We start from the raw sequence: 22,420 nt of genomic DNA on the forward strand, positions 1-22,420 counted from the left end.
CCCCCCGATCGACGCCCAGAGGCCATGTTTCGGGGGTGCCCCGCCGACCTAGTGTTCTGGGTGTCGGGAAGCGGGGCGCCACAGGGCGCCGGAGCTTCCGCAAATCCACTGATGCGTCGGGGAGTTCATGATGAGTGCGGGACGTGGCGAGAGCAACCGGCCGCTGGTCAGGCGGGGTTGGGTTCGACTGGTGATGGTGCTGGCGGCGATCGGTCTGTTCCTCTACGGCCTCACCCCGGACCGGGCCCATGCGGCCACCGGCTCGGGGGCCCAGGGGAGTTCGGCGACCGCCGGAGGCTCGACGGCGCCGCCCGACACCGGGTCGGTGAAGCAGCTGTTCGACGAGCTGGTGCCGAAGCTGCTCGCCGAGCACAAGATCCCGGGGGCGGCGGTGAGCGTGGTGGCCGGCGGGCAGCAGGTCTTCGCGGGCGGCTACGGCGTCTCCGACGTGCCGGGCCGCAAGCCGGTCGACCCGGAGCGGACCGCCTTCTTCACCGGCTCCGACGCCAAGGTGTTCACCGCCGTCGCGGTCCTCCAGCAGGTCCGGGCGGGGAAGTTGGACCTGCACACGGACGTGAACAGCTATCTGACGACCTTCAAGATCCGGGACAGCTACCCGGGTCGGCCGGTGACCGTCGAGAACCTGCTCACCCACACCGGCGGCTTCGACGACACCTTCATGGGGCTGGCCTCGGCCGACCCGCAGCACGTGGGCTCGCTGGGCGCGGTGCTGGCCGCCCACCAGCCCGAGCGGGTGCGCGCCCCCGGGGTGGCCGCCGCGTACGACAACTACGGTGTCGCACTGGCCGGTTACCTGGTCGAGGTGGTCTCCGGCCAGCCGTTCGACCAGTACGTCGCCGAGCACGTCCTGCGCCCGCTCGGCATGGACCGCACCACCTTCACCCAGCCGCACCCGGCCGCGATCGACGCCGACCTCGCCCACGGCTACCGGCCGGACGGCGACGGCCAGACCGAGACCAAGGGACTGTACGGGCCGCTCACCCCGACCGGCGCGGCCGCCGTCACCACCGTCACCGACATGGCCCGGCTGATGCTCGCCCAGCTGCAGGGCGGCAGCTACCAGGGACAGCGGATCCTGGACCAGGAGGGCGACGACCTGCTGCTCGCCCGGCACTTCGGCCCGGACCAGCGGATCCCCGGGATGGCCTACCTGCTCGAACAGCGCAACCGCAACGGCCAGCAGCTGCTGGTCAAGGACGGGGACGTGCCCGGCTTCCACAGCAACCTGGCGCTGCTGCCGGCCCGCGGCGTCGGGCTGTACGTGACCGTGAACGGGGACGGCGAGAACGGCACCGGCGGCTGGATGACGCAGCAGGTGCTCAACTCCTTCATGGACCGGTTCTACCCGGCCGCCGCCGCTCCCGCCCCGGCCGTGGTGGGCGGGGACCTGGGCAAGTTCGCCGGTGACTACCGGTCGACCCGGGTGAGCCACTCCAACCTGACCAAGGCGGCCGCGCTGATGGGCTCCGTGCACATCGAGGCCCGGGACGCCCGGCTGGTGGTGACCGGTCCGATCAGCCGGGACCCGAGCGTCGACGAGACCCAGTGGGAGCAGGTCCAGCCGGGACTCTTCCAGCAGGTCGGCGGCACCGCGCAGTTGGCCTTCGAGCTGAACGGGGACGGGGACGTGGTGTCGATGCTGACCGACAGCGACCCGACCATCGCGTACCAGCCGCTGGCCTGGTACCAGGCGCCGGAGCTGCACCAGCGGATCGCCCTCGGCAGCCTGGCGGTGCTGGCGCTGACGGTGCTCGGCTGGGCGGTGGCCGCGGTGGTGCGGTCGGCCCGGGGCAAGGGGCGGGCCGGGCAGCCGGTGGCGCGGCTGCTGGGGTGGCTGACCGGGCTGGTGCTGGTGGTGGCCACCGGGTGCTTCGCGCTGCTGACCTCGGACTCCAACGAGCTCAACCAGACGCTGTTCCTGGGGGATTCGCCGCTGCTGAAGCTGGTGCCGGCGCTCTTCGTGGGGGCGCTGGCGCTGACCCTGGTGATGGTGGTCTGCGCGGTGGTGTCCTGGGTGCGCGGCTGGTGGGGGGTGTTCGGCCGGCTGCACTACACCTTCGTGACGCTGGCGGCGCTGCTCTTCCTGGTGCTGGCCGGGGGCTACGACCTCATCGGGACGGGGCACTTGGCGAACTCCCTGGATCTGATCGGGTGAGGGGACGGAACGGGAGGGGGACGGCGGGGACGGGGGACGAAGGGAACGGGGCGGGACACGGAAGGACGGGAAGGCCCGGGGCCGGGGTGGCTCCGGGCCTCGCGGTGTGTCCGGGCGTCCCCGGTGGCGCCCGGGGCCGGGTCAGGCGACGATCTGCCAGGAGGTGGTGGGCACCGGCGGGCGGAGGGAGACGTCGTGCCAGCGGACCGTGCGGCGGGGCGGCCGGGCGGCCGGGGTGGTGGTGGCGGCCCGGGCTCTGTGCAGGAGCAGGACGGTGAGGGCGGCGATCTCCTCGGGGGTGAGATCCGTGCGGTCGGTGCGGAAGAGAGCAGGCCGGTCGGTGCGGACGGAGGTGGGCCGCTCGGTGCGGAGGGGTGCGGGCTGGTCGGTCATCGGGGCCTCCGGGTGCGGGAACCCCGACGGCCCCGACGCGGGGCGTCGGGGCCGTCGAGGGGGTGGGTGGTGCCGGGGGGTGGCTCAGGCGTGCTGCACGAGCAGCAGGCGGTGCATGGGGGTGTCGAGCAGGGCGACGCGGCGCAGGCCGGCGTCGGCGAGCCAGTGGTCGTAGTCGTGGACGGTGAAGGCGTCGCCGCCGCCGGTGGCGAGCATGGAGGCGGCGAAGAGCCGGAAGAAGCGGTTCTGGGTGTTCCCGTCGGTGCTGTCCTCGTCGACGATGTGGTCGGCGATGGCGATCACGCCGTCCGGGCTGAGCGACTTGGCGGAGCGGAGCAGGAGTTCGCGGGCCGACTCGGGGGTCTGGAGGTGGAAGATGTTGACGAAGAGGGCGACGTCGACGCCGGTGCCCCAGTCGTCGGCCCAGAAGTCGACGACCTCGGGGCTGAAGCGCTCGGCGACGCCGAGCCGGTGGGCCTGGGCGTTGGCGATCGGGATGATCCGTTCGGCGTCCAGGGCCCGGGCGTTGAGGCCGTCGAACTCCTGGAGCAGCAGCTGGCTGTAGATGCCGGTGCCGCAGCCGACGTCGAGCAGGGTGCGGTCGGTGCCGTCGGTCCAGCCCTGCTCGCGCAGCCAGCCGGCCAGGGTGGCGGTGATCGGCGGGGCCCAGAAGTTGATGCCGCGGACCAGGGAGGTGTAGTCCTCCTCGGAGATCTGGTTGAGCTGCTGGGAGCCCTCGGAGTTGCGGGCGCCGGTGCGGACGTTGGTGGCGAGGTTGCGCCAGGCGCCCCAGGCGACGTTGCGGTCGTGCCGGATCTTGCCGACCAGGCTGTAGAGGCCCTCGGGGGCGAAGACGTCGTGCATCTCCGGTGGCAGGGTGTAGACGGCCTGGCCGTCCGCCGCGCGGTTGCGCTCGACCACGTCGTAGGCGGCCAGGCCGTCCAGCAGGACGCGGGTGGCGCGCAGGTCGGTGCCGAGGCGGGTGGAGAGCTCACCGGCGGTGGCGGGGGCGCCGATCAGCGCGGTGAAGGCGCCGATGTCGTGGGCGGCCTCGATGACGCCGGTGGCCCAGATGCCGATGAGGTGCTCGTACATCCGGTGGGCGGCGTTGACGCCGCTGCCGCGGCCGGGGAGCAGCTCGGTGTCGACCAGCGGGGTGTGGTTGTCGTGGGTGCGCACGGCGGGGATGGTCATGGGTTCTCCTAGAGGGTGGTGACGGTGCGTCTGACGTGTCTGTTCACAGGACGATGCCGCCGTCGATCTGCAGGACCGAGCCGGTGAGGTAGGCGGATTGCGGGCCGGCCAGGAAGGCGACCGATTCGGCCACCTCCTCGGCGGTGCCGAAGCGGCCGAGCGGGATGTGCTTGAGGGCGTCGGTGCGTTGGCCGTCGCTGAGCACCGAGGTCATGTCGGTCTCGATCATTCCGGGGGCCACCGCGTTGACCCGGACCCCGTAGCGGCCGACCTCCTTGGCCAGGGCGCGGGTGAGCGCGATGATGCCGGCCTTGGAGGCGGCGTAGTTGCTCTGGCCGGGGTTCCCGTAGACGCCGGAGACCGAGGAGAGCGTGATGATCGAGCCGCCGCGGCGCTTGACCATCGGGAAGGCCACCGCGCGGCAGAGGTTGGCGGTGCCGTTCAGGTTGGTGTCGGTGACGGCCTGCCAGTCCTGGTCGGCCATCAGCAGCAGGGGCTTGTCGCGGGTGATGCCGGCGCTGGCGACGGCGACGGTGACCGGGCCGAGTTCCGCCTCCGTCCTGGTGACCCAGGCGCGGACGGCGGACGCGTCGGTGACGTCGACCCGTTCGGCGAGGACGGCGGCGCCGAGGGCGTCGAGTTCCTTGCCGAGCAGGTCGGCGGCCTGCTGGTCGGACTGGTAGCAGAAGCTGACCGCGTAGCCGTCGACGGCCAGGCGCAGGGCGGCCGCCTTGCCGATGCCGCGGGAGCCGCCGCTGATCAGGACGACGCCCGGGGCGCTCACCGGTCACCGCCGGCGAGGCGCAGGACGGCGCAGGCGGCCAGGCCCTGGTGGTCCAGCGAGGCGATCACGGCGAGCCGGCCGGCCGCCGCGGGGTCCTGTTCGGCCAGGGCCAGGACGGTGGTGACGGAGAAGACGGTGCCCGCGGAGCCGGTGTCGCCGAGCAGCCCGGCGGTGCGGACCCGCCGGACGGCCTCGGGGCCGACCAGGGCGGCGAGCTGTTCCTCGGCCGGCTGCCCGGTGACGGCCGCGGCCCAGACCTGGTCGGGGGTGGCGTCGGCCTGGGCGAGGGCGTCCCGGACGGTGGCGGCGAGCGCCTCCTGCGGGTCCTCGTCGACGGCCAACCGGACGTCCAGGGACAGCAGTTCGGCCAGCACCCGGCGTTCGGGCGGCAGCGTCCGGGCGGTCTCCACCAGCAGGACGGCGCTGCCCTCGCCGATCGGCCGGTCGGGCTCGCCGGCCAGCCACGAGCGGGTCTCGGTCTGCTCCTCGACCGCGCCGACCAGGGCGCGTTCGGCCCGGCCGGCCGCCAGCAGGCGGCGGGCGTAGCCGAGGGCGAGCAGGCCGCCCGCGGCGCCGCCGGCCAGGGTGGTGTTGGGGCCCTTGAGGTCGAAGCGGATGGCGGTGGCCGCGGCCGGTCCGTTCATCAGCACGTTCGGCATCAGCTGGGCCGGTACGTCGTACGGCTTGTCGCCCTCGAACGAGGCCCGGCTGAACCCGGCGGCGCTGTGGGCGCTGCCGAGGGTGGTGCCGAGGACGAGGGCGGTGCCGCCGCCGGTGGCGATCGGCTGCCGGGCCGCCGCGGCCTCGTCGAGGAGTTCGCGGACGGCGGTGACGGCCAGGCCGGTGGCCCGGTCGTAGGTGCGGGTGCCGGCCTTGCCGAGCACCTTGCGGGTGTCGAAGTCGGGGACCAGGTGGGCCGGTTCGCCCCGGGCGACCCCGGCCGCGAACGCGTCGCGGCCGAGGCCGAAGGGGGAGACGGCGGACCACGCGGTGATCAGCGGCCGGTCCCGGTGGATCGTGCGCTCGCTCATCGGCTGGGCTCCTCCTCATGGCGCCCCAGGACGACGGAGGCGTTGTTGCCGCCGAAGGCCAGTCCGTTGTTGACCACCACCCGGAGGTCCGCGGGGACGGAGTGGTTGGGCACGCAGTCGATCTGGCACTGGGGGTCGGTGGTGCGGTGGTTGACGGTGGGCGGGACGAACCCGTGGGCCAGCGCGAGCGCCGAGGCGGCCGCGCCGAGCGCGCTCGCCGCGCCCATGGAGTGGCCGAGCATCGCCTTGAGGGCGACGGTGCGCGGCGGGGTGTCGCCGAAGACCTCGCGGATCGCCCGGGTCTCGGTGATGTCGTTGGTGGGGGTGCCGGTGCCGTGGGCGGAGACCAGGTCGACCTCGTCGGCCTTCACCCCGGCGTCGGCCAGCGCCAGCTCCATGCAGCGGGCGACGCTGGACTGGTCGGGTGCGGTCGGGTGGTGGGCGTCGCAGTTGAGGCCGTAGCCGAGCAGTTCGGCGTAGATCCGGGCGCCGCGGGCGCGGGCGGACTCCAGGGTCTCCAGCACGAGGACCCCCGCGCCCTCGGCCGTGAGCAGTCCCTCGCGGTCGGCGTCGAACGGACGGCAGACGTCGGAGGAGACCAGGCCGAGTCGGCTGAAGCCGGCGAAGGTGCGGCGGCAGATCGCGTCCGCGCCGCCGACCAGGGCGATGTCCGCCTCGCCGGTGCGGACGGCGTCGAAACCGTCGCCGATGGCGTAGTTGCCGGCCGCGCAGGCCGTGCCGAGCACGGTCGGGACCACCCTGGGGAGCCGCAGCTCCCGGGCGACGGCCAGGGCCAGCTGGTGGGCCGGCAGGCGGCCGGCCAGCAGCTGGTCGGCCGGCTGCTCAGGGCCCTGTGCGACGGACGCGGCCATCATCCGGTCCAGTTCGCCGGCCTCGCCGTCGGTGGTGCCGACGGTGACCTGGGCGCGCAGCCCGGCGAGCCGCTGCTCGTCGAGGCCGGCGTCCTGGACGGCCATCCGGGCCGCCGCGACGGTGAACTGGGTGGCGCGGCCGAGCTGTTCGACCGGGAGGCGGTGGATCCACCGCTCCGGGACGAAGCCGTCGACCTCGTGCCCGGAGGTGTGGAGGAAGCCGGTGGTGTCGAAGCTGGTGATCGGACCGGCGCCGCAGCGGCCCTCGCGCAGGGCCGAGGTGAACTCCTCGACCCCGTTGCCGATGCTCGACAGGACGCCGATGCCGGTCACCACCACGCGCTGGGGGGCGCTCACGGCGCGCTGCGGGGCGTTCATCGCGCGGTCGCCCGGGACAGGACCTCCAGCACGGCGGCCAGGTTGACCATGTTGCCCAGCTCCTCCTGCGGGATGGTGACGTGGAACTCCTTCTCCAGGCGGGCGAGGACCTCGATGGCGTTCAGCGAGTCGGCGCCGTAGTGGTCGATGAAGTGGTCGGTGAGGGTCAGCTCGTCCAGTTCGAGGTCGAGGCAGTCGGCGACGATCTCGCGGACCTTGGACTCGTCGATGGCGATGGTGCTCATGGGGTGCTCCTCAACTGCGATGGAAGGTGCGGTGGTTGGTGCCGGTGGTTCAGGCGGTGGGTTCAGGCGGTGGCGTCGATCAGGCTCTGCGGGCGCAGGTCGGTCCAGCTGCGCTCGATGTGGTCCAGCGCCTCCTGCCGGGTGCTCGGGCCCTGGACGGTCCGCCAGCCGGCCGGGACCTCGGCGAAGGCCGGCCAGAGGCTGTGCTGGTTCTCGTGGTTGACGAGGACGAGGAAGGTGCCCTGCTCGTCGTCGAACGGGTTGCTCATGGTTTTTCTCGGTCCTTTCTGAATTCCCGGGGGGAATTCCCCCGGGAGTGTTGTCCGGGGTGGCCGACCGGCTATTTCAGGGCGGCCGACAGGATCTTTCCGATGAAGCCGGCCGGGGCCGTTCCGAGCATCGAGTCGTGGTCGCTGTCGACCGGGTGCCGGAGGATCCGGCCGGTCACGTGCGGCTGCCAGGACTCGGCGCCGGGGGCGCCGGGGGTGAGGCCGTGGGTGGCCGTGAACAGGAGCAGGTCGCCCCGGTAGCGGCCCGGGCGGTGGGCGTCGCCCAGCACGCCGTGGGTGCGGATCACTCCGAGCAGGCGGGTCAACTCGGTCTCGTCCAGCTCCGCGAGCGGGTTGCCGGCCTCGGCCAGGCGCTGTCGCGCGGTGGCCGGGTCGAGCGGTCCGTCGGCGGGGAGGCCGGCCCGTTCCAGGAGTTCGGCCAGGACGGCCGACTCGCTCGGCGGCTCCTCGGTCGGGGTGCCGGTGCCGGGGAAGCCGTCCAGGTCGGCGAGCAGTTCGACCTGCTCGCCGCGGGCCTGGAGCTGGATGGCGATCTCGTGGGCGACGAGCCCTCCGAATGACCAGCCGAGAACACGATAGGGCCCCTGCGGCTGGATTTCCAGCATTCTTCCGAGATATTTTCCGGCGATTTCCCGGACGGACTCCGCGGGCTTTTCCGGCGTGCGGACGCCACTCGTCTGGAATGCGTACACGGGAATGTCCGCGTCAATTTCCGCGGCGAGTGCCAGGAAGGGCCAGCCGAGTCCGACCGCGCCGTGCACGCAGAACAGCGGGCGGCGGTCGCCGGTCGGCCGGATCGCCAGGACGGGGGCGTACGGGTCCTCCGGCGCACCGAGTCCCCCGGGCACGCCGGTGTCCTCGGGCGCACCGGTGTCCTCGGAGGCGCCGGAGACCCGGGCCAGGCCGGCCACGGTGCGGTGCGCGAAGACGTCGGCGGGGGTGAGCGACAGTCCGGCGGTCCGGGCCCGGCTGACCAGTTGGATGGACTTCAGGCTGTCGCCGCCCAGTTCGAAGAAGCCGTCCTCGGCGCCGACCCCGTCCTCGGCCAGGCCGAGCACCTCGGCGAAGACCCGGCTCAGGGCGAGCTCGACGGGCCCGCTCGGGGGCCGTCCGGCGGAGCGCGCGGCGGCCCGGTCGGCGGCGCCGGGGGCGGGCAGCGCCTTGCGGTCCACCTTGCCGTTCGGGGTGAGCGGCAGCGCCGCCAGCGGGACGTACCCGGTCGGGAGCATGTACTCCGGCAGGACGGCCGCCAGATGGGCGCGCAGCGCGGCGGGGTCGGGGCGGTCCGGCCCGGCGGGCACCAGGTAGGCGACCAGCCGGCGTTCGCCGGGGCCGTCCTCCCGGTCCACCACGGCGCAGCGTTCGACGGCCGGATGGTCGGTCAACACCGCCTCGATCTCGCCGAGTTCGATCCGGAAGCCGCGGATCTTGACCTGGTGGTCCACCCGGCCGAGGTAGTCCAGCGCGCCGTCCGGCCGGAGCCGGGCGAGGTCGCCGGTGCGGTACATCCGGCTGCCCGGTGGGCCGTACGGGTCGGCGGTGAAGCGGTCGGCGGTCAGGCTCGGGCGGTCCAGGTAGCCCCGGGCGACGCCCGCGCCGGACAGGTACAGCTCGCCGACCACGCCCGGCGGCACCGGGCGCAGCGTGGCGTCCAGCAGCCGGACCTGGTTGCCGGCTAGCGGGTGGCCGATCGGCGGCGGGCCGGCCTGGCCGGGCGGGAGCTCGGCGGCGAGCGACCAGATGGTGGTCTCGGTCGGGCCGTACAGGTTGGTGACCTTGGCGGCGGCGCCGGTCAGCGCCTCGGCCAGGGCCGGGCCGATCGCCTCGCCGCCGGTCAGCACGTGCAGTCCGGCCAGGGCCTGCGGGTGGCTGCCGACCAGGGCGTGCCAGAGCGTCGGGGTGGCCTGGAGGACGTCCGGTCCGCTGGTGCGGATCAGTTCGGCCAGCAGGTCGGGGTCGCGGACGGTCTCCAGCGGGGCGACCACCAGCCGGGCGCCGCCGAGCAGCGGGGCCAGCAGCTCCAGGTTGGCGATGTCGAAGCCGAAGGTGGTGACCGCGAGCAGGCTGCGGCCGGGGCCCAGGCCGAGCCGGCCGGCCAGGTCGAGCAGGTGGTTGGCCAGGGCGCCGCGGGGCACCACGACGCCCTTGGGGCGGCCGGTGGAGCCCGAGGTGTAGATGACGTACGCGGCGTGCCCGGGCCGTACCGGCGCGGCCAGTTCGGCCGGGCGCAGGTGTTCTGGGGTCTGGCCGTCGATCAGGGCGCGGGTGGCCGGGTCGTCCAGCAGCAGCGGTGTTCCGGCCGCCAGGGCGGGGACGGCGGCGGCCACCTCGGCCCGGGTGACGGTGAGCACCGGCCGGGCGTCCTCGGCCATCGCGGCGATCCGGTCGGCCGGGTAGGACGGGTCGATCGGCAGGTAGGCGGCGCCGGACTTGACCACCGCGAGGGCGGCGACCACCAGGTCGACCGAGCGCGGCAGGGCGATCGCCACCACCCGGTCGGGCGCGGCGCCCCGGGCGAGCAGGGCGCGGGCGAGCCGGTTGGCCCGGCGGTGCAGTTCGGCGAAGTCCAGCCGTTCGGTGCCGAATTCGAGCGCCGGGTCGTCCGGACGGGCGTCCGCGGCGGCCTCCAGCAGCTCGGCCAGGGTGCGGTCGCTGACCAGCGCGTCGGGGCCGACCCCGGCGGCCAGCAGTCGCTCCGGCTCGCCGGGGAGCAGGGCCGGGGCGGCGGTGACCGGGCGGTCGGGCTGGTCCACCAGGGCGGTCAGCAGGTGCACCAGGCGTTCGGTGAGCCGGGTCGCGCCGGCCTCGGTGAACAGGTCGGTGCTGTACTCCAGCCGGCCGGTGAGGCCGGCCGGGCCCGAGCCCGTGCCCACGCCTCCGTTCGGGTCCGGGGCCTCGGCGAGTTCGAAGGCGAGGTCGAGCCGGGCGGTGCCCAGTTCGGCCGCGCCCGCCTCGACGGTGACGCCGGGCAGGTCCAGCCGGGCGGCGGCGTTGTTGTGCAGGGCCAGCAGGGTCTGGAACAGCGGGTTGCGGGCCTGGGCGCGCTCGGGGCCGAGGGCGTCGACCAGCTTCTCGAAGGGCAGGTCCTGATGGGCGTAGGCGGCCAGGTCGGCGGCCTTGACCCGGTCCAGCAGCTCGCGGAAGGTCGGGGCGCCGGACAGGTCGGTGCGCAGCACCAGGGTGTTGACGAAGCAGCCGACCAGGTCCTCCAGGGCGTCGTCGGTGCGGCCGGCGATCGGGGTGCCGAGCGGGATGTCCTCGCCCGCGCCGAGCCGGTGGAGCAGGGTGGCCAGGGCGGCCTGCAGCACCATGAACAGGCTGGCGCCGCTGTCCCGGGCCAGCGCGAGGGCGGCCCGGTGCACCCCGGCGGGGACGGCGAAGCGGACGCCGCCGCCGCGGTAGCCGGTGACGGCCCGCCGGGGAGTGTCCACCGGCAGCTGGAGCTCGTCCGGCAGGTTGGCCAACTGCTCCTTCCAGTAGGCGAGTTGCCTGGACATCGCGGAGCCGGGGTCGGTCTCCTCGCCGAGCAGTCCGCGCTGCCAGAGCGCGTAGTCGGCGTACTGCACCGGCAGCGGCGCCCAGTCGGGCGCGTGGCCGGCCAGTCGGGCGGTGTAGGCGGCGGAGAGGTCGCGGGTGAGCGGGCCGTTGGACCAGCCGTCCCCGGCGATGTGGTGGATCACCACGACCAGCAGGTGGTCCTCCGGGCCGGCCGCGAGCAGGGTGGCCCGGATCGGCGGCCGGTTCGCCAGGTCGAACCCGGCCCGGGCGAACTCCTGGGCGGCCGCGCTCAGTTCGGCTGCGGGGAGCTCGCGCAGCGGCAGCCCGACGGCGGCCTGTTCGGTGCTGAGGACCCGCTGGTACGGCAGGCCGTCGCGGTCCGGGAAGACGGTGCGCAGGCTCTCGTGCCGCTCGATCACGTCGGTCAGCGCGGCGGCCAGCGCGGTCCGGTCCAGGGCGCCGCGCAGCCGCAGCGTCCAGGGCAGGTGGTAGGTGGCGGACGGGCCCTCCAGCCGGTCCAGGAACCAGAGCCGCTGCTGGGCGTACGACAGCGGCGGCCGCTCCGGGCGTTCCCCGGCGGTGAGCGCGGGGCGGACGGCGTCCCGGGTGAGCCGCCCGGCCAGCGCGGCCACCGTGGGGGCCTCGAACAGGGTGCGGATCGCCAGTTCGGCGCCGAGCAGGGTGCGGACCCGGCTGACCAGCCGGGTGGCGAGCAGCGAGTGCCCGCCGAGCTGGAAGAAGTCCTCGTCGATGCCGACCTTCGGCAGGTCCAGCACCTCGGCGAAGGCGGTGCAGAGCACCTCCTCCTGCGGGGTGCGCGGGCCGCGGCCGGTGCCGGTGGCGGCGGGGTCGACCTCGGGCAGCGCCGCGCGGTCCACCTTGCCGTTGGGGGTCAGCGGCAGGGCGTCCAGCACCACCAGGGTGGCGGGCACCATGTACTCGGGCAGGAGCGCGGCGGCTGCCGTCCGGCAGCGGGCCGGGTCGAGGTCGCCGGTCACGTAGCCGACCAGCCGGGCGTCGCCGGCCGTGCCGCGGCGGACCACCACCACGGCGTCGCCGACCCGGTCGATCGAGCGCAGCGCGGCCTCGACCTCGCCGGGCTCGATCCGGTGGCCGCGGATCTTGACCTGGTGGTCGACCCGCTCCAGGAACTCCAGTGCGCCGTCCGGCCGCCGGATCACCCGGTCGCCGGTGCGGTACATCCGGGCGCCCGGCCGCGGGCTGAACGGGTCGGCGGTGAACACCGCGGCGGTGCGGGCGGGTTGGTCCAGGTAGCCGCGGCCGACGCCGCGCCCGCCGACGTACAGCTCGCCGGGGACGCCGTCCGGCACCGGGCGCAGCGCGCCGTCCAGGACGTACAGTCCGGTGCCGCGGACGGCCCGGCCGATCGGGGCGCGCACCGAGTCCAGCTCGGCGGGGGCGCCGATCAGGGCGTGGGTGACGTCGTCCGAGCACTCGGTCGGCCCGTACGCGTTGACCAGCGGGATCGCCGGGTGCCGGGCGAACCAGCGGTGGGCCAGGTCGGCGGGCAGCGCCTCGCCGGTGACCACCAGCTTGCGCAGCCCGTCCAGGGCGGGCGGTTCGGCGCCGGCGTCCCAGCCGTCCAGGGCGGCCCGCAGCAGCGAGGGGACGACCTCCAGCACGGTGACGCCCTCGGGGGCGACCAGGCCGAACAGGGCCTGCGGGTCGGCGGCGAGTTCGCGGCCGGTGACCCGCAGCCGCCCGCCGACGACCAGCGCGGCGAGCATCTGCCAGACCGAGATGTCGAAGGTGACCGGGGCGTTGTGGACCAGCACGGTGTCCCGGTCCAGTTCCAGGTCGTCGACCTTGGCCAGCAGGTGGTTGACCATGCCCGCGCGGTGCACCATGGCGCCCTTGGGGCGGCCGGTGGAGCCCGAGGTGAAGATGACGTACGCCAGGTCGTCGGCGGCGCCGCGCGGTGCGGGCGGCCGTTTGGCGGCCCGCGGGCCCAACTCCAGGACGGGGACGTCCAGTCCGGCCCCGGCCAGCAGTTCGGCGGCGGTGCCGCGCTCGCCGGGGTCGACCAGCAGGGCGCCGATCCGCGCCTCGGCGGCCAGCACGGCGCCGCGCCGGACCGGGGCGGCGACGTCCAGCGGCAGCCAGGCCGCGCCCGCGCCGAGCACGCCGAGGACGGCGGTGACGAAGCCGCAGCCGGGCGGGGCCAGCACCCCGACCGGCCCGGTCCCGGCGTCGACGCCGGCCTTGACCAGGGCCCGGGTCACCGCGCCGGCCCGGCCGGCCAGTTGGGCGTACGTGAGGCGTTCGGCGCCGTCGGAGACCGCGACCGCGGTCGGGGTGGTGCGGGCGAACTCCTGGACCCGGGCCACCACGTCCGTCCACGGGTCGGTCTCGGCCGGCTCCGGGGCGGGGACGGCCAGCCGGGCGCGCTCGCCGGGCAGCAGCAGGTCCAGCTGTCCGAGCGGGCGGTCCGGCTCGGCCCGGGCGGTGCGCAGCACGTGCAGCAGCCGTTCGGCGACGACGGCGGCCTCGGCCGGGGTGAACCGGGCGGTGTCGTAGCCGATCTGGAGGCGCAGCCGGTCGCCGGGCAGGGCCATCAGGCTGAGCGGGTAGTGGTTGGCGTCGCCGGCCCGCAGGTCGGTCAGCCGCAGTCCGGCGACCTCGCCGGCCAGGGCCTTCGGGTCGAGCGGGTAGTTCTCGAAGACCAGCACGCTGTCGAAGAGGTCGCCCACGCCGGCCAGCCGCTGGACGGTGTCGAGGCCGAGGTGCTGGTGCGGGAGCAGCAGGGACTGGCGGTCCTGGAGGTCGCCGAGCAGTTCGGTGAAGCTCCGCGCCGGGTCCAGGTCGACCCGCACCGGCAGGGTGTTGATGAACAGCCCGACCATGGTCTCGACCCCGGGCAGCTCCGGCGGGCGGCCGGAGACGGTGCCGCCGAAGACGATGTCGCGCAGCCCGGTGAGGGTGCCCAGCACGGTCGCCCAGGCGCCCTGCACCACGGTGTTGACGGTCAGGCCGCGGCTGCGGGCCCAGCCGGTGAGCGCGGCGAACTCCCGCTCGTCCAGTTCGACGGCGTGCTCGCCGGGCATTCCGGGCCCGGCCGTTCCGGTGCCGGACAGCCGGGTGGGCTCGGTGAAGCCGGCCAGTGCGGCGCTCCAGGCCGCCTCGGCCGCCGCCCGGTCCTGCCGGGCCAGGTGGGCCAGGTAGGACCGGTACGGGGCGGGGCGGGGCAGCGAGACGCCGCCGTCGGCGTAGCAGGCGAACAGCTCGCGCACCACGATCGGCATCGACCAGCCGTCGAACAGGATCTGGTGCGAGGTCAGCACCAGCCGGTGCTGGCGGTCGCCGAGCCGCAGCAGGCTGAAGCGCAGCAGCGGCGGGCGGGCCAGGTCGAAGGGGCGCAGCCGGTCCTGTCGGGCCAGCTGGTCGGGGTCCTGGAGGCCGGTCCGCAGGTCGACCTCCCGCCAGTCGAGCGGGACGTCGCGCGGCACCACCTGCACCGGGTCGCCGTTCCTGCGGTAGCGGAAGGCCGCCCGCAGGTTGGGGTGGCGCTCCAGCAGGGCGGTGACCGCCCGGCGCAGTCGGGCCGGGTCCAGGTCGCCGGCCAGGTCCAGGGCCAACTGCACGGTGTAGACGTCGAGTTCCTCGCGGTGGTACTGCGCGTGGAACATCAGTCCGGCCTGCAGCGGTGCCACCGGCAGGATGTCGCTCAGATTGGAGCTCCGCCCGGGTCGTCGCCCGGTGCGGGGCCCGGCCGCGGCCGTGGTCACTGCCCGTCCCCCCAGTCTTCCGTGTCGTCCATGTCGTCCATCTCGTCCTCGAACTCGTCGATCTCGTCCTGGCTGAGTGCCACCAGGTCGAGGTCGGAGGGCGTCCAGCCGCCGGCCCCGGGCTCCCGGGTGTGCCGGACCAGGGCCCGCAGGGCGTGGAACCAGCCCTCGGCGAGGTCCTCGGCGTCGGCCTGCGGCAGGGCCAGGCCGGCCCAGGTCCAGCGGGCGCTCAGCCGCGGGCCGTCCGGGCCGTCCTCGGTGACCGCGTTGACGTCCAGGACGTGCGGCAGCGGCATCCCCGGGTCGGCCCCGGCGGCCAGGGCGGCGGCCTGCTCGGTCAGCGACCAGTCCTCGCCGGTGGGCGCGGGCAGCCGGCCCAGGTAGTTGAAGCCGAGCTGCGGCCGGGCGGCGCCGGCCAGCTGTCGGGCGCCGGTCCCGTCCAGGTGGCGCAGTTGGCCCCAGCCGAGTCCGTGGCCGGGCACCATCCGCAGGTGCTCCTTGACCAGCTTGAGGCTGTGCCCGGCGGCCGGGCCGCCGGCCAGCGCCTCGGTGAGGTCGACCGGGCCGGGGTCCAGCCGCAGCGGGTAGGCGGTGGTGAACCAGCCGACCGTGCGGGAGAGGTCCACCCCGGGGGCGAACTCCTCGCGTCCGTGGCCCTCCAGTTCGACCGGCACCGGGCGTTCCGGCCGCCCGGTGCGCCGGCGCCAGTCGGCGACGGCGAGCGCCAGGGCGGTCAGCAGCACGTCGTTCACCTCGGCGTGGAACGCCCCGGTGACCTCGGTGAGCAGGGCCGCGGTGGTGTCGGTGTCCAGGACCCGGTGCAGGGTCCGGGCGGTGCCGAAGGTGTCCACCGCCGGGTCGGCGGGCCGGTGCCCGAGCGGCTCCCCGTCGTCGGCCGACTCGGCGCGCCACCAGTCGAGTTGGGCGCGCAGTTCGGGGCTGCCGGCGGTTCGCTCCAGCAGGGCGGACCAGTGCCGCAGCGAGGTGCCGACCGGTTGCAGCCGGACCGGTTCGCCCGCGGTCGCGGCCGTGTGGGCGCGGGCCAGGTCGGGCAGCAGGATCCGCCAGGACACCCCGTCCACCACCAGGTGGTGCAGGGTGAGCAGCAGCTCGCCGCCGGACGGGTGCCAGAGCGCCTGGACCATCCGGCCCGCGCCGGGCGCCAGCCGCTCGCGGGCGGCGACCGCCTCGGCGGGCCAGTCCACGGTCGGCCCGTCGTGGATCCGCAGCAGTGCCGCGGCGTCCACCGTGCCGGGTGCGCCGATCAGCAGCGACCAGTCGGGCCGCAGCCGCATCCGCAGCGCGTCGTGGTGGTCCAGCACCGCCTGCAGCGCCGCGGTCAGCGACTCCCGGGTGGCGTCGGGCGGGGTGCGCACCAGGACGGCCTGGTGGAAGCCGTCGACCGGTCCGCCGAGGTCGCGCAGCCAGTGCCCGATCGGCAGCTGTCCCAGCTCGCCGACGCCGTCCTCGGTGCCGACCGTGGCCACCGCCTCCTCGCCGTCGCGGGCCACCACGGCCAGCGCGGCCGGGGTCCGGTGGGTGAAGACGTCCTGCGCGGTGACCACCAGCCCGGCCGCACGGGCCCGGCTGACCAGCTGGATGGAGACGATGCTGTCCCCGCCCAGGTCGAAGAACCCGTCGTCGGCGCCGACCGAGGGCAGTCCGAGGACCTCGGCGAAGACCGCGCAGAACGCGGCCTCCCGGGCGTCGGCCGGGGCCCGGCCGGTGGAGGCGGCGGTGTAGTCGGGCGCGGGCAGCGCCCGGCGGTCCAGCTTGCCGTTGCCGGTCAGCGGCAGGGTGTCCAGCGGGACGAACGCGGACGGCACCAGGTAGTCCGGCAGTTCGGCCGCGAGGGCGGCCCGCAGTTCGCCGACCGGCAGGTCGGCCGGGGTCACGTAGGCGACCAGCCGCTTGTCGCCGGGGCGGTCCTCGCGGACCACCGCGGCGGCCTGCTCGACGCCCGGCCGGGCCAGCAGCGCGGTCTCGATCTCGCCGAGTTCGATCCGGAAGCCGCGCAGCTTGACCTGCTCGTCGACCCGGCCGACGTAGTCCAGCTGGCCGTCGGCCGTCCAGCGCACCAGGTCGCCGGTGCGGTACATCCGGTCGTCCGGGTCGCCGTACGGGTCGGCGGTGAAGCGCTGGGCGGTGAGCTCGGGCCGGTGCAGGTAGCCCAGGGCCACCCCGGCGCCGGCCACGTACAGTTCGCCGATCACGCCCGGCGGGACCGGCCGCAGCGCCGCGTCCAGCACGTACACCCGGGCACCGGCCAGCGGTCGGCCGATCGGCGGCTTGACCGCTCCGGCCAGGGGTTCGCTGACGGTGGCGCAGACCGTGGTCTCGGTCGGGCCGTACGCGTTGAGCATCCGCCGGCCCGCGGACCAGCGGTCGACCAGTTCGGGCGGGCAGGCCTCGCCGGCCGTGATGAGGGTCAGCCCCTCGGGCATCGGCAGCCGGCCGGGCCAGGCGGCCAGCACGGTCGGCGGCAGGCAGACCACCTCGACGCCGGCCGTCGCGACCAGCTCGGCGAGCGGCTCGCCGGGCGCCCGGTCGGGCTCCGCGGCCAGCACCAGGACGGCGCCGTTGAGCAGCACGGTGAACAGCTCCCAGGCGGCGGCGTCGAAGCTGAACGAGGCGAACTGCAGCAGCCGGGTGCCTTCGTCGACGGCGAAGCGGCCGTGTTCGGCGGCCAGCGCGGCCACCGCCCGGTGCGGCACCAGCACGCCCTTGGGGCGGCCGGTGGAGCCGGAGGTGTAGATCACGTACGCCGGGTGGTCCGGCCCCAGCGGGGTGGTCCGCTCGGCGTCCCGCGGGTCGTGCGCCGGGGCGGCGGCGATCGCGGCGGCGGTGGCAGGGTCGTCCAGCAGCAGCACGGGTGCGCTCCGCGTCTCCGGCAGCCGCTGCGCCACCGTGCCGTGGCTGAGCACCGCCAGCGGGGCGGAGTCGTCCAGCAGGTAGGCGATCCGCTCGCGCGGGTACGCCGGGTCGACGGGGAGGTAGGCCGCGCCCGTCTTGAGGACCGCGAGCACCGCGACGACCGCGTCGACCGTGCGCGGCAGCGCCAGGGCGACGATCCGTCCGGGGCCCGCGCCCAGGGCGATCAGGTGGTGGGCCAGCCGGTTGGCGCGCTCGTTGAGCTCGCCGTAGCCGGTCACGGCGCGCACCGCGCCGTCCTCGAACCAGTGCAGCGCGGGCCGTTCGGGCGCGCGGTGCACCCGCTCCTGGAAGACGTCCGGCAGCCGGACCGCGCCGACGGTGGTCGGACGGTCGGCCCCGCTCCAGGTGCCGAGCAGCCGCTCGCGCTCCTCGGGCAGCAGGGCGTCCAGTCCGCTGAGCGGCCGGTCCGGCTGGTCGGTCAGCAGGCCCAGCAGGTGGGTCAGCCGGTCGGCCAGGCCGCGCGCGGTGCGCTCGGTGAACAGGTCGGTGCTGTACTCCAGGGTGCCGGTGAGGCCGTCCGGCCCGCCCGCTCCGTCGTACTGCTCGACGAGTTCGAAGGCGAGGTCGAACTTGGCCGTCCCGGAGCCGACCGGGCTGACCTCGGCGGTCAGGCCGGGCAGCTCGGGGCGGGCCCCGGCGTTGTTCTGGAAGGCGAGCATCACCTGGAAGAGCGGCTGGCGGGCCAGTGAGCGGCCGGCGCCGAGCCGGTCGACGAGTCGCTCGAACGGCACGTCCTGGTGGGCCAGGGCGGCCAGTACGGTCTCCCGGGCGCGGCCGACCAGGGTGCGGAAGCTCGGGTCGCCGGACAGGTCGGTGCGCAGCACCAGGGTGTTGACGAAGAAGCCGACCAGGTCGTCCAGGGACTGCGCGGTGCGCCCGGCGACCGGGGTGCCGAGCGGGATGTCGGTGCCCGCGCCGAGCTTGCCGAGCAGTACGGCCAGTGCCGCCTGCACCACCATGAACGGGCTGGCGCCGGCCTCGCGGGCCAGTGCGGTGAGTGCGCGGTGCGCCCCGGCGTCCAGCCGCAGCGGCACGGTGGCGCCGCGGTAGCTGGGCACCGCCGGCCGGGGGAAGTCGACGGGCAGTGCCAGTTCCTCCGGCAGGTCGGCCAACTGGCCTGCCCAGTAGTCGAGCTGACGATTCATCAGGCTGTTCGGGTCGTCCGGCTCGCCGAGCAGTCGACGCTGCCACAGGGTGTAGTCGGCGTACTGGACGGGCAGGTCGGCCCACTCCGGGGCGCGCCCGGCCAGTCGGGCCCGGTAGGCGGCCTGGAGGTCGTCGACCAGCGGACGCACCGACCAGCCGTCGGCCGCGATGTGGTGCTGCACCAGCAGCAGCACGTGCTCCGCGCCACCGGTCTCGAACAGCACGGTGCGCAGCGGCGGTTCGGCGGCCAGGTCGAAGGGGGTGCCGGCCCGGGCGGCCAGTTCGGCGTCCAGCTCCTCGGCCGTCCGGCCGGTGAACGGCAGCACCGGCAGCTCGGGGCAGGCCTCGCCGACCGGCAGCACCCGCTGGTGCGGGCGGCCGTCCTCGGCCGGGAAGACGGTGCGCAGGCTCTCGTGCCGGGCCACCACGTCGGCCAGTGCCGCGGCGAGCGCGGCCCGGTCCAGCGGTCCGGTCAGCCGGACCGCGTGGGAGAGGTGGTAGGTGGCGCCAGCGGCGTCCAACTGGGAGAGGAACCAGAGCCGTTGCTGTCCGGGGGAGAGCGGGATCCGGTCCGGCCGGGGGCCGGCCGTCAGCTCCTCGCGGGCCGGTGCGGCGCCGTCCAGGGCGAGCGCCAGGGCGTACGGGGTGGGCGCCTCGAACAGGGTGCGGATCGGCAGTTCGACGCCGAGCCGGGCGCGCAGCCCGGTGACCACCCGGCCGGCCAGCAGCGAGTGCCCGCCGAGCGCGAAGAAGTCCTCGTCGGCGCCGACCCCGTCCAGCTCCAGCACCTCGGCGAACAGCGCGCACAGCAGTGCCTCGCGCTCGGTGGCCGGGGCCCGCCGGTCGCGCCGCGGCGCGTTGAAGTCGGGCACCGGCAGGGCCTTGCGGTCCACCTTGCCGTTGGGGGTCAGCGGCAGTGCGGCCAGTGGCACCAGCGCGGCCGGGACCATGTAGTCGGGCAGCGTCCGGGCCAGTTCGGCGCGGACGGCGGCCGGGTCGGCGTCGCCGGTCAGGTGGGCGACCAGCCGGGTGCCGCCGGACGGGTCCCGGGCGACGGTCACCACCGCGTCGGCCACGCCGGGCACGGCGCGCAGCGCGGCCTCGACCTCGCCGGGCTCGATCCGGTGGCCGCGGATCTTGACCTGGTGGTCGACCCGTTCCAGGAACTCCAGTTGGCCGTCGGAGCGGTGCAGCACCCGGTCGCCGGTGCGGTACATCCGGGAGCCGGGGGCGGGCGCGTACGGGTCGGCGACGAAGGCCCCGGCGGTGCGCCGCGGGTCGTCGAGGTAGCCGCGGCCGACGCCGCGCCCGCCGACGTACAGTTCGCCGGGCTGTCCGGCCGGGACGGGCTGCAGCGAGTCGCCGAGGACGTACAGCCGGGTGTCGCGGACCGGGCGGCCGATCGGGGCGCGCACCGAGTCCAGGTCGGCGGGGGAGCAGATCAGGGCGTGGGTGACGTCGTCCGAGCACTCGGTCGGCCCGAAGGCGTTGACCAGCGGGATGCCGGGGCACAGCGCGAACCAGCGCCGGGCCAGGTCGGCGGGCAGTGCCTCGCCGGTGACCACCAGCCGTCGCAGCAGGGCGAGTCCGGGCCGGGCGGCACCGGCCTCCCAGGCGTCCAGGGCGGCCCGCAGCAGCGAGGGGACGACCTCCAGGACGGTGACGCCCTCGGCGTCGGCGAGCGCGAACAGCGCGCCCGGGTCGGCGGCGAGCTCGCGGGACACGACCCGCAGCCGTCCGCCCGCGACCAGCGGGCTGAGCATCTGCCAGACCGAGATGTCGAAGGTGACCGGGGCGTTGTGCACCACCGTGTCGGCCTCGGACAGCTCCAGGTCGGCGTGTTTGGCCAGCAGGTGGTTGACCATGCCGTCGCGGTGCACCATGGCGCCCTTGGGGCGGCCGGTGGAGCCCGAGGTGTAGATGACGTACGCCAGGTCGTCGCCGCTGCCGGCCGGGGCCGGCAACTGTTCGTCGCGGGCCCGGTCCAGGGCGAGGACGGCGGGGCGCGTGGGCAGCGCATCGAGCAGGGTGTCCAGGTACGGCCGCTGGTCCTCGCCGTGCAGCAGCACGGCGGCGCCGGCGGCCTCGACCAGGGCCGCGCCGCGGGCGGCCGGGGCCCGGACGTCCAGCGGCAGCCAGGCGGCGCCGGCGCCGAGCACGCCGAGCACGGCGGTGACGAAGCCGGTGCCGGGGGCGGCGGCGATCGCCACCAGCCGGTCCGGTCCGGCGCCGGCCGCGATCAGCCGGCGGGACAGCGCGCCGGCCCGGGCGACCAGCTCGGCGTAGTCGAGCCGGCCGTCGTCGTCCTGGACGGCGACGGCGTCGGGGCGGGCCAGGGCGAGCTCGCGGATCCGGGGCAGCACGTCGGTGAAGGCCTCGGGCTGCTGCCCGTAGGTGTTCCACTCGATCAGCACCCGCTCGCGCTCGGCATCGGGCAGGGCGGTGATCCGGCCGACCGGCAGTTCGGTGGAGACGGTGGCGAACTGGGCGAGGTAGCCGAGCAGGGCGTCCCGGAAGAGGTCCAGGCGCTCCTGCGGGTAGCGGTCGGCGTCGCCGTCGACGCGCAGCTCGCAGCCGTCCTCCTCGCTGTCCAGGAAGAGGATCTGGAGGTCCGGGACGGGGCCGGTGGACAGGTTGCGGACCCTCGCCCGGCAGTCGCCGAGGGCGAAGGTGCCGCCGGTCTGCAGCACGTTGACGGTGGGGCCGAAGGTGCGGCCGGCGTCACCGGTCAGTCCGAGTTCGCGGCGGATCGCGTCGTGCCGGTGGCGCTGGTGGCGCAGCGTACCGCGCAGGACGGCGGCGGTCCGGGTGAGCAGGCCGTCGCGGCCGAGCGCGGGGTGGGCGTCCAGCGGCAGCGGCAGGAAGTTGGCGCGCATGCCGGGCACGGACTGGGCCAGCGGGGTGGTGCGGGCGGCGACCGGGAGGGTGAGCACGACCCGGTCGGTGCCGCCGAGTTGGGCCAGGCAGCCGGCGGTGGCGCCGATCAGCAGGGTCTGCCAGGTGACCCGCTCGGCCCAGGCGGCGTCCTGCAGCCTGGTGACGGTGTCGACCGGGATCCGGCCGGTGCTGCGCACGGTGGACCGGGCGGGTGCGCCGAGGTGGCCGGAGAGCACGGTGGGTTCGAGGCCGTCGGCCAACTGCTCGGCCCAGTAGGCGCGGTCGCGCTGGTGGGCGGGGGAGTCGAGGTGGTCGTGTTCCTCGGCGAGCAGTTCGGCGAGGGTGGGGTCGGCGGCGGGTTCGGCGTCGGGCAGGTCGTACTCGGCGGCGAGCCGGCGGTAGACCAGGGCGCGGCTGAAGCCGTCCAGCAGGATGTGGTTGGCCTTCATGTACAGCCAGGCCAGCCCGGGGCCGATCAGCACCAGGGTGGCGGCCAGCGAGTCGGGGCCGAGCGAGGAGGGCAGTTGCCGGTCGGTCTCCAGAAACGTTTCGGCAGCGGCGAGCGGGTCCGGTTCGCCGGTCAGGTCGAGCACCGGAAGGGGCCGCGGCTGCGGCGGCTCGACGATCTGGACCGGCTGCCCGTCACGCTCGGCGAAGCGCACCCGCAGGCACTCGGTGCGGTCCTGCACGCGCTGCCAGGCGGCCCGCAGCCGCCGGTGGTCCAGCGGGCCGGTCAGCTCCAGGCAGTCCGCCATGGTGAACACCGGGTTGCCCGGGTCGAGCTGCTGGGCGAACCACATCTCCCGCTGGGCGGCGGACAGCGGCAGTTCTTCCGGATGTGCTGATTCGAACAATG

The 22,420-nt window shown here is 75.2% G+C and carries 10 protein-coding genes; 1 reads left to right on the top strand and 9 read right to left on the bottom strand.

Going from position 1 to position 22,420, the window contains the following annotated elements; genetic code table 11:
* The first annotated feature begins 130 nt into the window (after nt 1-130).
* Complete coding sequence (locus ACIP4P_RS32565; RefSeq protein WP_400924644.1) at nt 131-2,176, top strand: serine hydrolase domain-containing protein; 2,046 nt, start codon at nt 131-133, stop codon at nt 2,174-2,176.
* A gap of 141 nt (nt 2,177-2,317) precedes the next feature.
* On the opposite strand, the gene ACIP4P_RS32570 is transcribed toward ACIP4P_RS32565, so the two are convergent.
* The 9 genes from ACIP4P_RS32570 to ACIP4P_RS32610 all read right to left on the bottom strand — a co-directional run bounded on the left by ACIP4P_RS32570 (nt 2,318) and on the right by ACIP4P_RS32610 (nt 22,418).
* Nucleotides 2,318-2,569: an acyl-CoA carboxylase epsilon subunit gene (locus ACIP4P_RS32570; RefSeq protein ID WP_400924646.1), complete on the bottom strand. Its 252-nt coding sequence runs from the start codon at nt 2,567-2,569 to the stop codon at nt 2,318-2,320.
* A gap of 84 nt (nt 2,570-2,653) precedes the next feature.
* Nucleotides 2,654-3,763: a methyltransferase gene (locus tag ACIP4P_RS32575; RefSeq protein ID WP_400924648.1), complete on the bottom strand. Its 1,110-nt coding sequence runs from the start codon at nt 3,761-3,763 to the stop codon at nt 2,654-2,656.
* 43 nt (nt 3,764-3,806) lie between these two features.
* Nucleotides 3,807-4,547, bottom strand: coding sequence for a 3-oxoacyl-ACP reductase FabG (fabG, locus tag ACIP4P_RS32580; protein WP_400924651.1), 741 nt, complete (start codon nt 4,545-4,547; stop codon nt 3,807-3,809).
* Nucleotides 4,544-5,578: a beta-ketoacyl synthase N-terminal-like domain-containing protein gene (locus ACIP4P_RS32585; RefSeq protein ID WP_350516128.1), complete on the bottom strand. Its 1,035-nt coding sequence runs from the start codon at nt 5,576-5,578 to the stop codon at nt 4,544-4,546. The genes fabG and ACIP4P_RS32585 overlap by 4 nt, the downstream gene beginning before the upstream one ends.
* Nucleotides 5,575-6,828 (bottom strand): beta-ketoacyl-[acyl-carrier-protein] synthase family protein, encoded by a 1,254-nt coding sequence (locus tag ACIP4P_RS32590; RefSeq protein ID WP_400924653.1) that lies wholly within the window; start codon nt 6,826-6,828, stop codon nt 5,575-5,577. Before ACIP4P_RS32590 ends, ACIP4P_RS32585 begins: the two co-directional genes overlap by 4 nt.
* Nucleotides 6,825-7,073: an acyl carrier protein gene (locus ACIP4P_RS32595; RefSeq protein ID WP_350516130.1), complete on the bottom strand. Its 249-nt coding sequence runs from the start codon at nt 7,071-7,073 to the stop codon at nt 6,825-6,827. Before ACIP4P_RS32595 ends, ACIP4P_RS32590 begins: the two co-directional genes overlap by 4 nt.
* Nucleotides 7,074-7,135: 62 nt before the next feature.
* Complete coding sequence (locus ACIP4P_RS32600) at nt 7,136-7,342, bottom strand: MbtH family protein (protein ID WP_400924656.1); 207 nt, start codon at nt 7,340-7,342, stop codon at nt 7,136-7,138.
* A gap of 71 nt (nt 7,343-7,413) precedes the next feature.
* Entirely contained in the window at nt 7,414-14,607 is a 7,194-nt protein-coding gene (locus ACIP4P_RS32605; RefSeq protein ID WP_400924658.1) for an amino acid adenylation domain-containing protein, read from the bottom strand.
* Nucleotides 14,604-22,418, bottom strand: coding sequence for an amino acid adenylation domain-containing protein (locus ACIP4P_RS32610; protein ID WP_400924660.1), 7,815 nt, complete (start codon nt 22,416-22,418; stop codon nt 14,604-14,606). The genes ACIP4P_RS32605 and ACIP4P_RS32610 overlap by 4 nt, the downstream gene beginning before the upstream one ends.
* Between the last annotated feature and the right edge of the window lie 2 nt (nt 22,419-22,420).

Source organism: Kitasatospora sp. NPDC089509 (assembly GCF_044749365.1).
Lineage (GTDB): Bacteria > Actinomycetota > Actinomycetes > Streptomycetales > Streptomycetaceae > Kitasatospora.

What these genes read in the sequence shown, in the direction of transcription:
- ACIP4P_RS32565 (WP_400924644.1), top strand. Translation starts at nt 131, where the DNA reads ATGAGTGCGGGACGTGGCGAGAGCAACCGGCCGCTGGTCAGGCGGGGT.
- ACIP4P_RS32570 (WP_400924646.1), bottom strand. Translation starts at nt 2,569, where the DNA reads ATGACCGACCAGCCCGCACCCCTCCGCACCGAGCGGCCCACCTCCGTC.
- ACIP4P_RS32575 (WP_400924648.1), bottom strand. Translation starts at nt 3,763, where the DNA reads ATGACCATCCCCGCCGTGCGCACCCACGACAACCACACCCCGCTGGTC.
- ACIP4P_RS32585 (WP_350516128.1), bottom strand. Translation starts at nt 5,578, where the DNA reads ATGAGCGAGCGCACGATCCACCGGGACCGGCCGCTGATCACCGCGTGG.
- ACIP4P_RS32590 (WP_400924653.1), bottom strand. Translation starts at nt 6,828, where the DNA reads ATGAACGCCCCGCAGCGCGCCGTGAGCGCCCCCCAGCGCGTGGTGGTG.
- ACIP4P_RS32595 (WP_350516130.1), bottom strand. Translation starts at nt 7,073, where the DNA reads ATGAGCACCATCGCCATCGACGAGTCCAAGGTCCGCGAGATCGTCGCC.
- ACIP4P_RS32600 (WP_400924656.1), bottom strand. Translation starts at nt 7,342, where the DNA reads ATGAGCAACCCGTTCGACGACGAGCAGGGCACCTTCCTCGTCCTCGTC.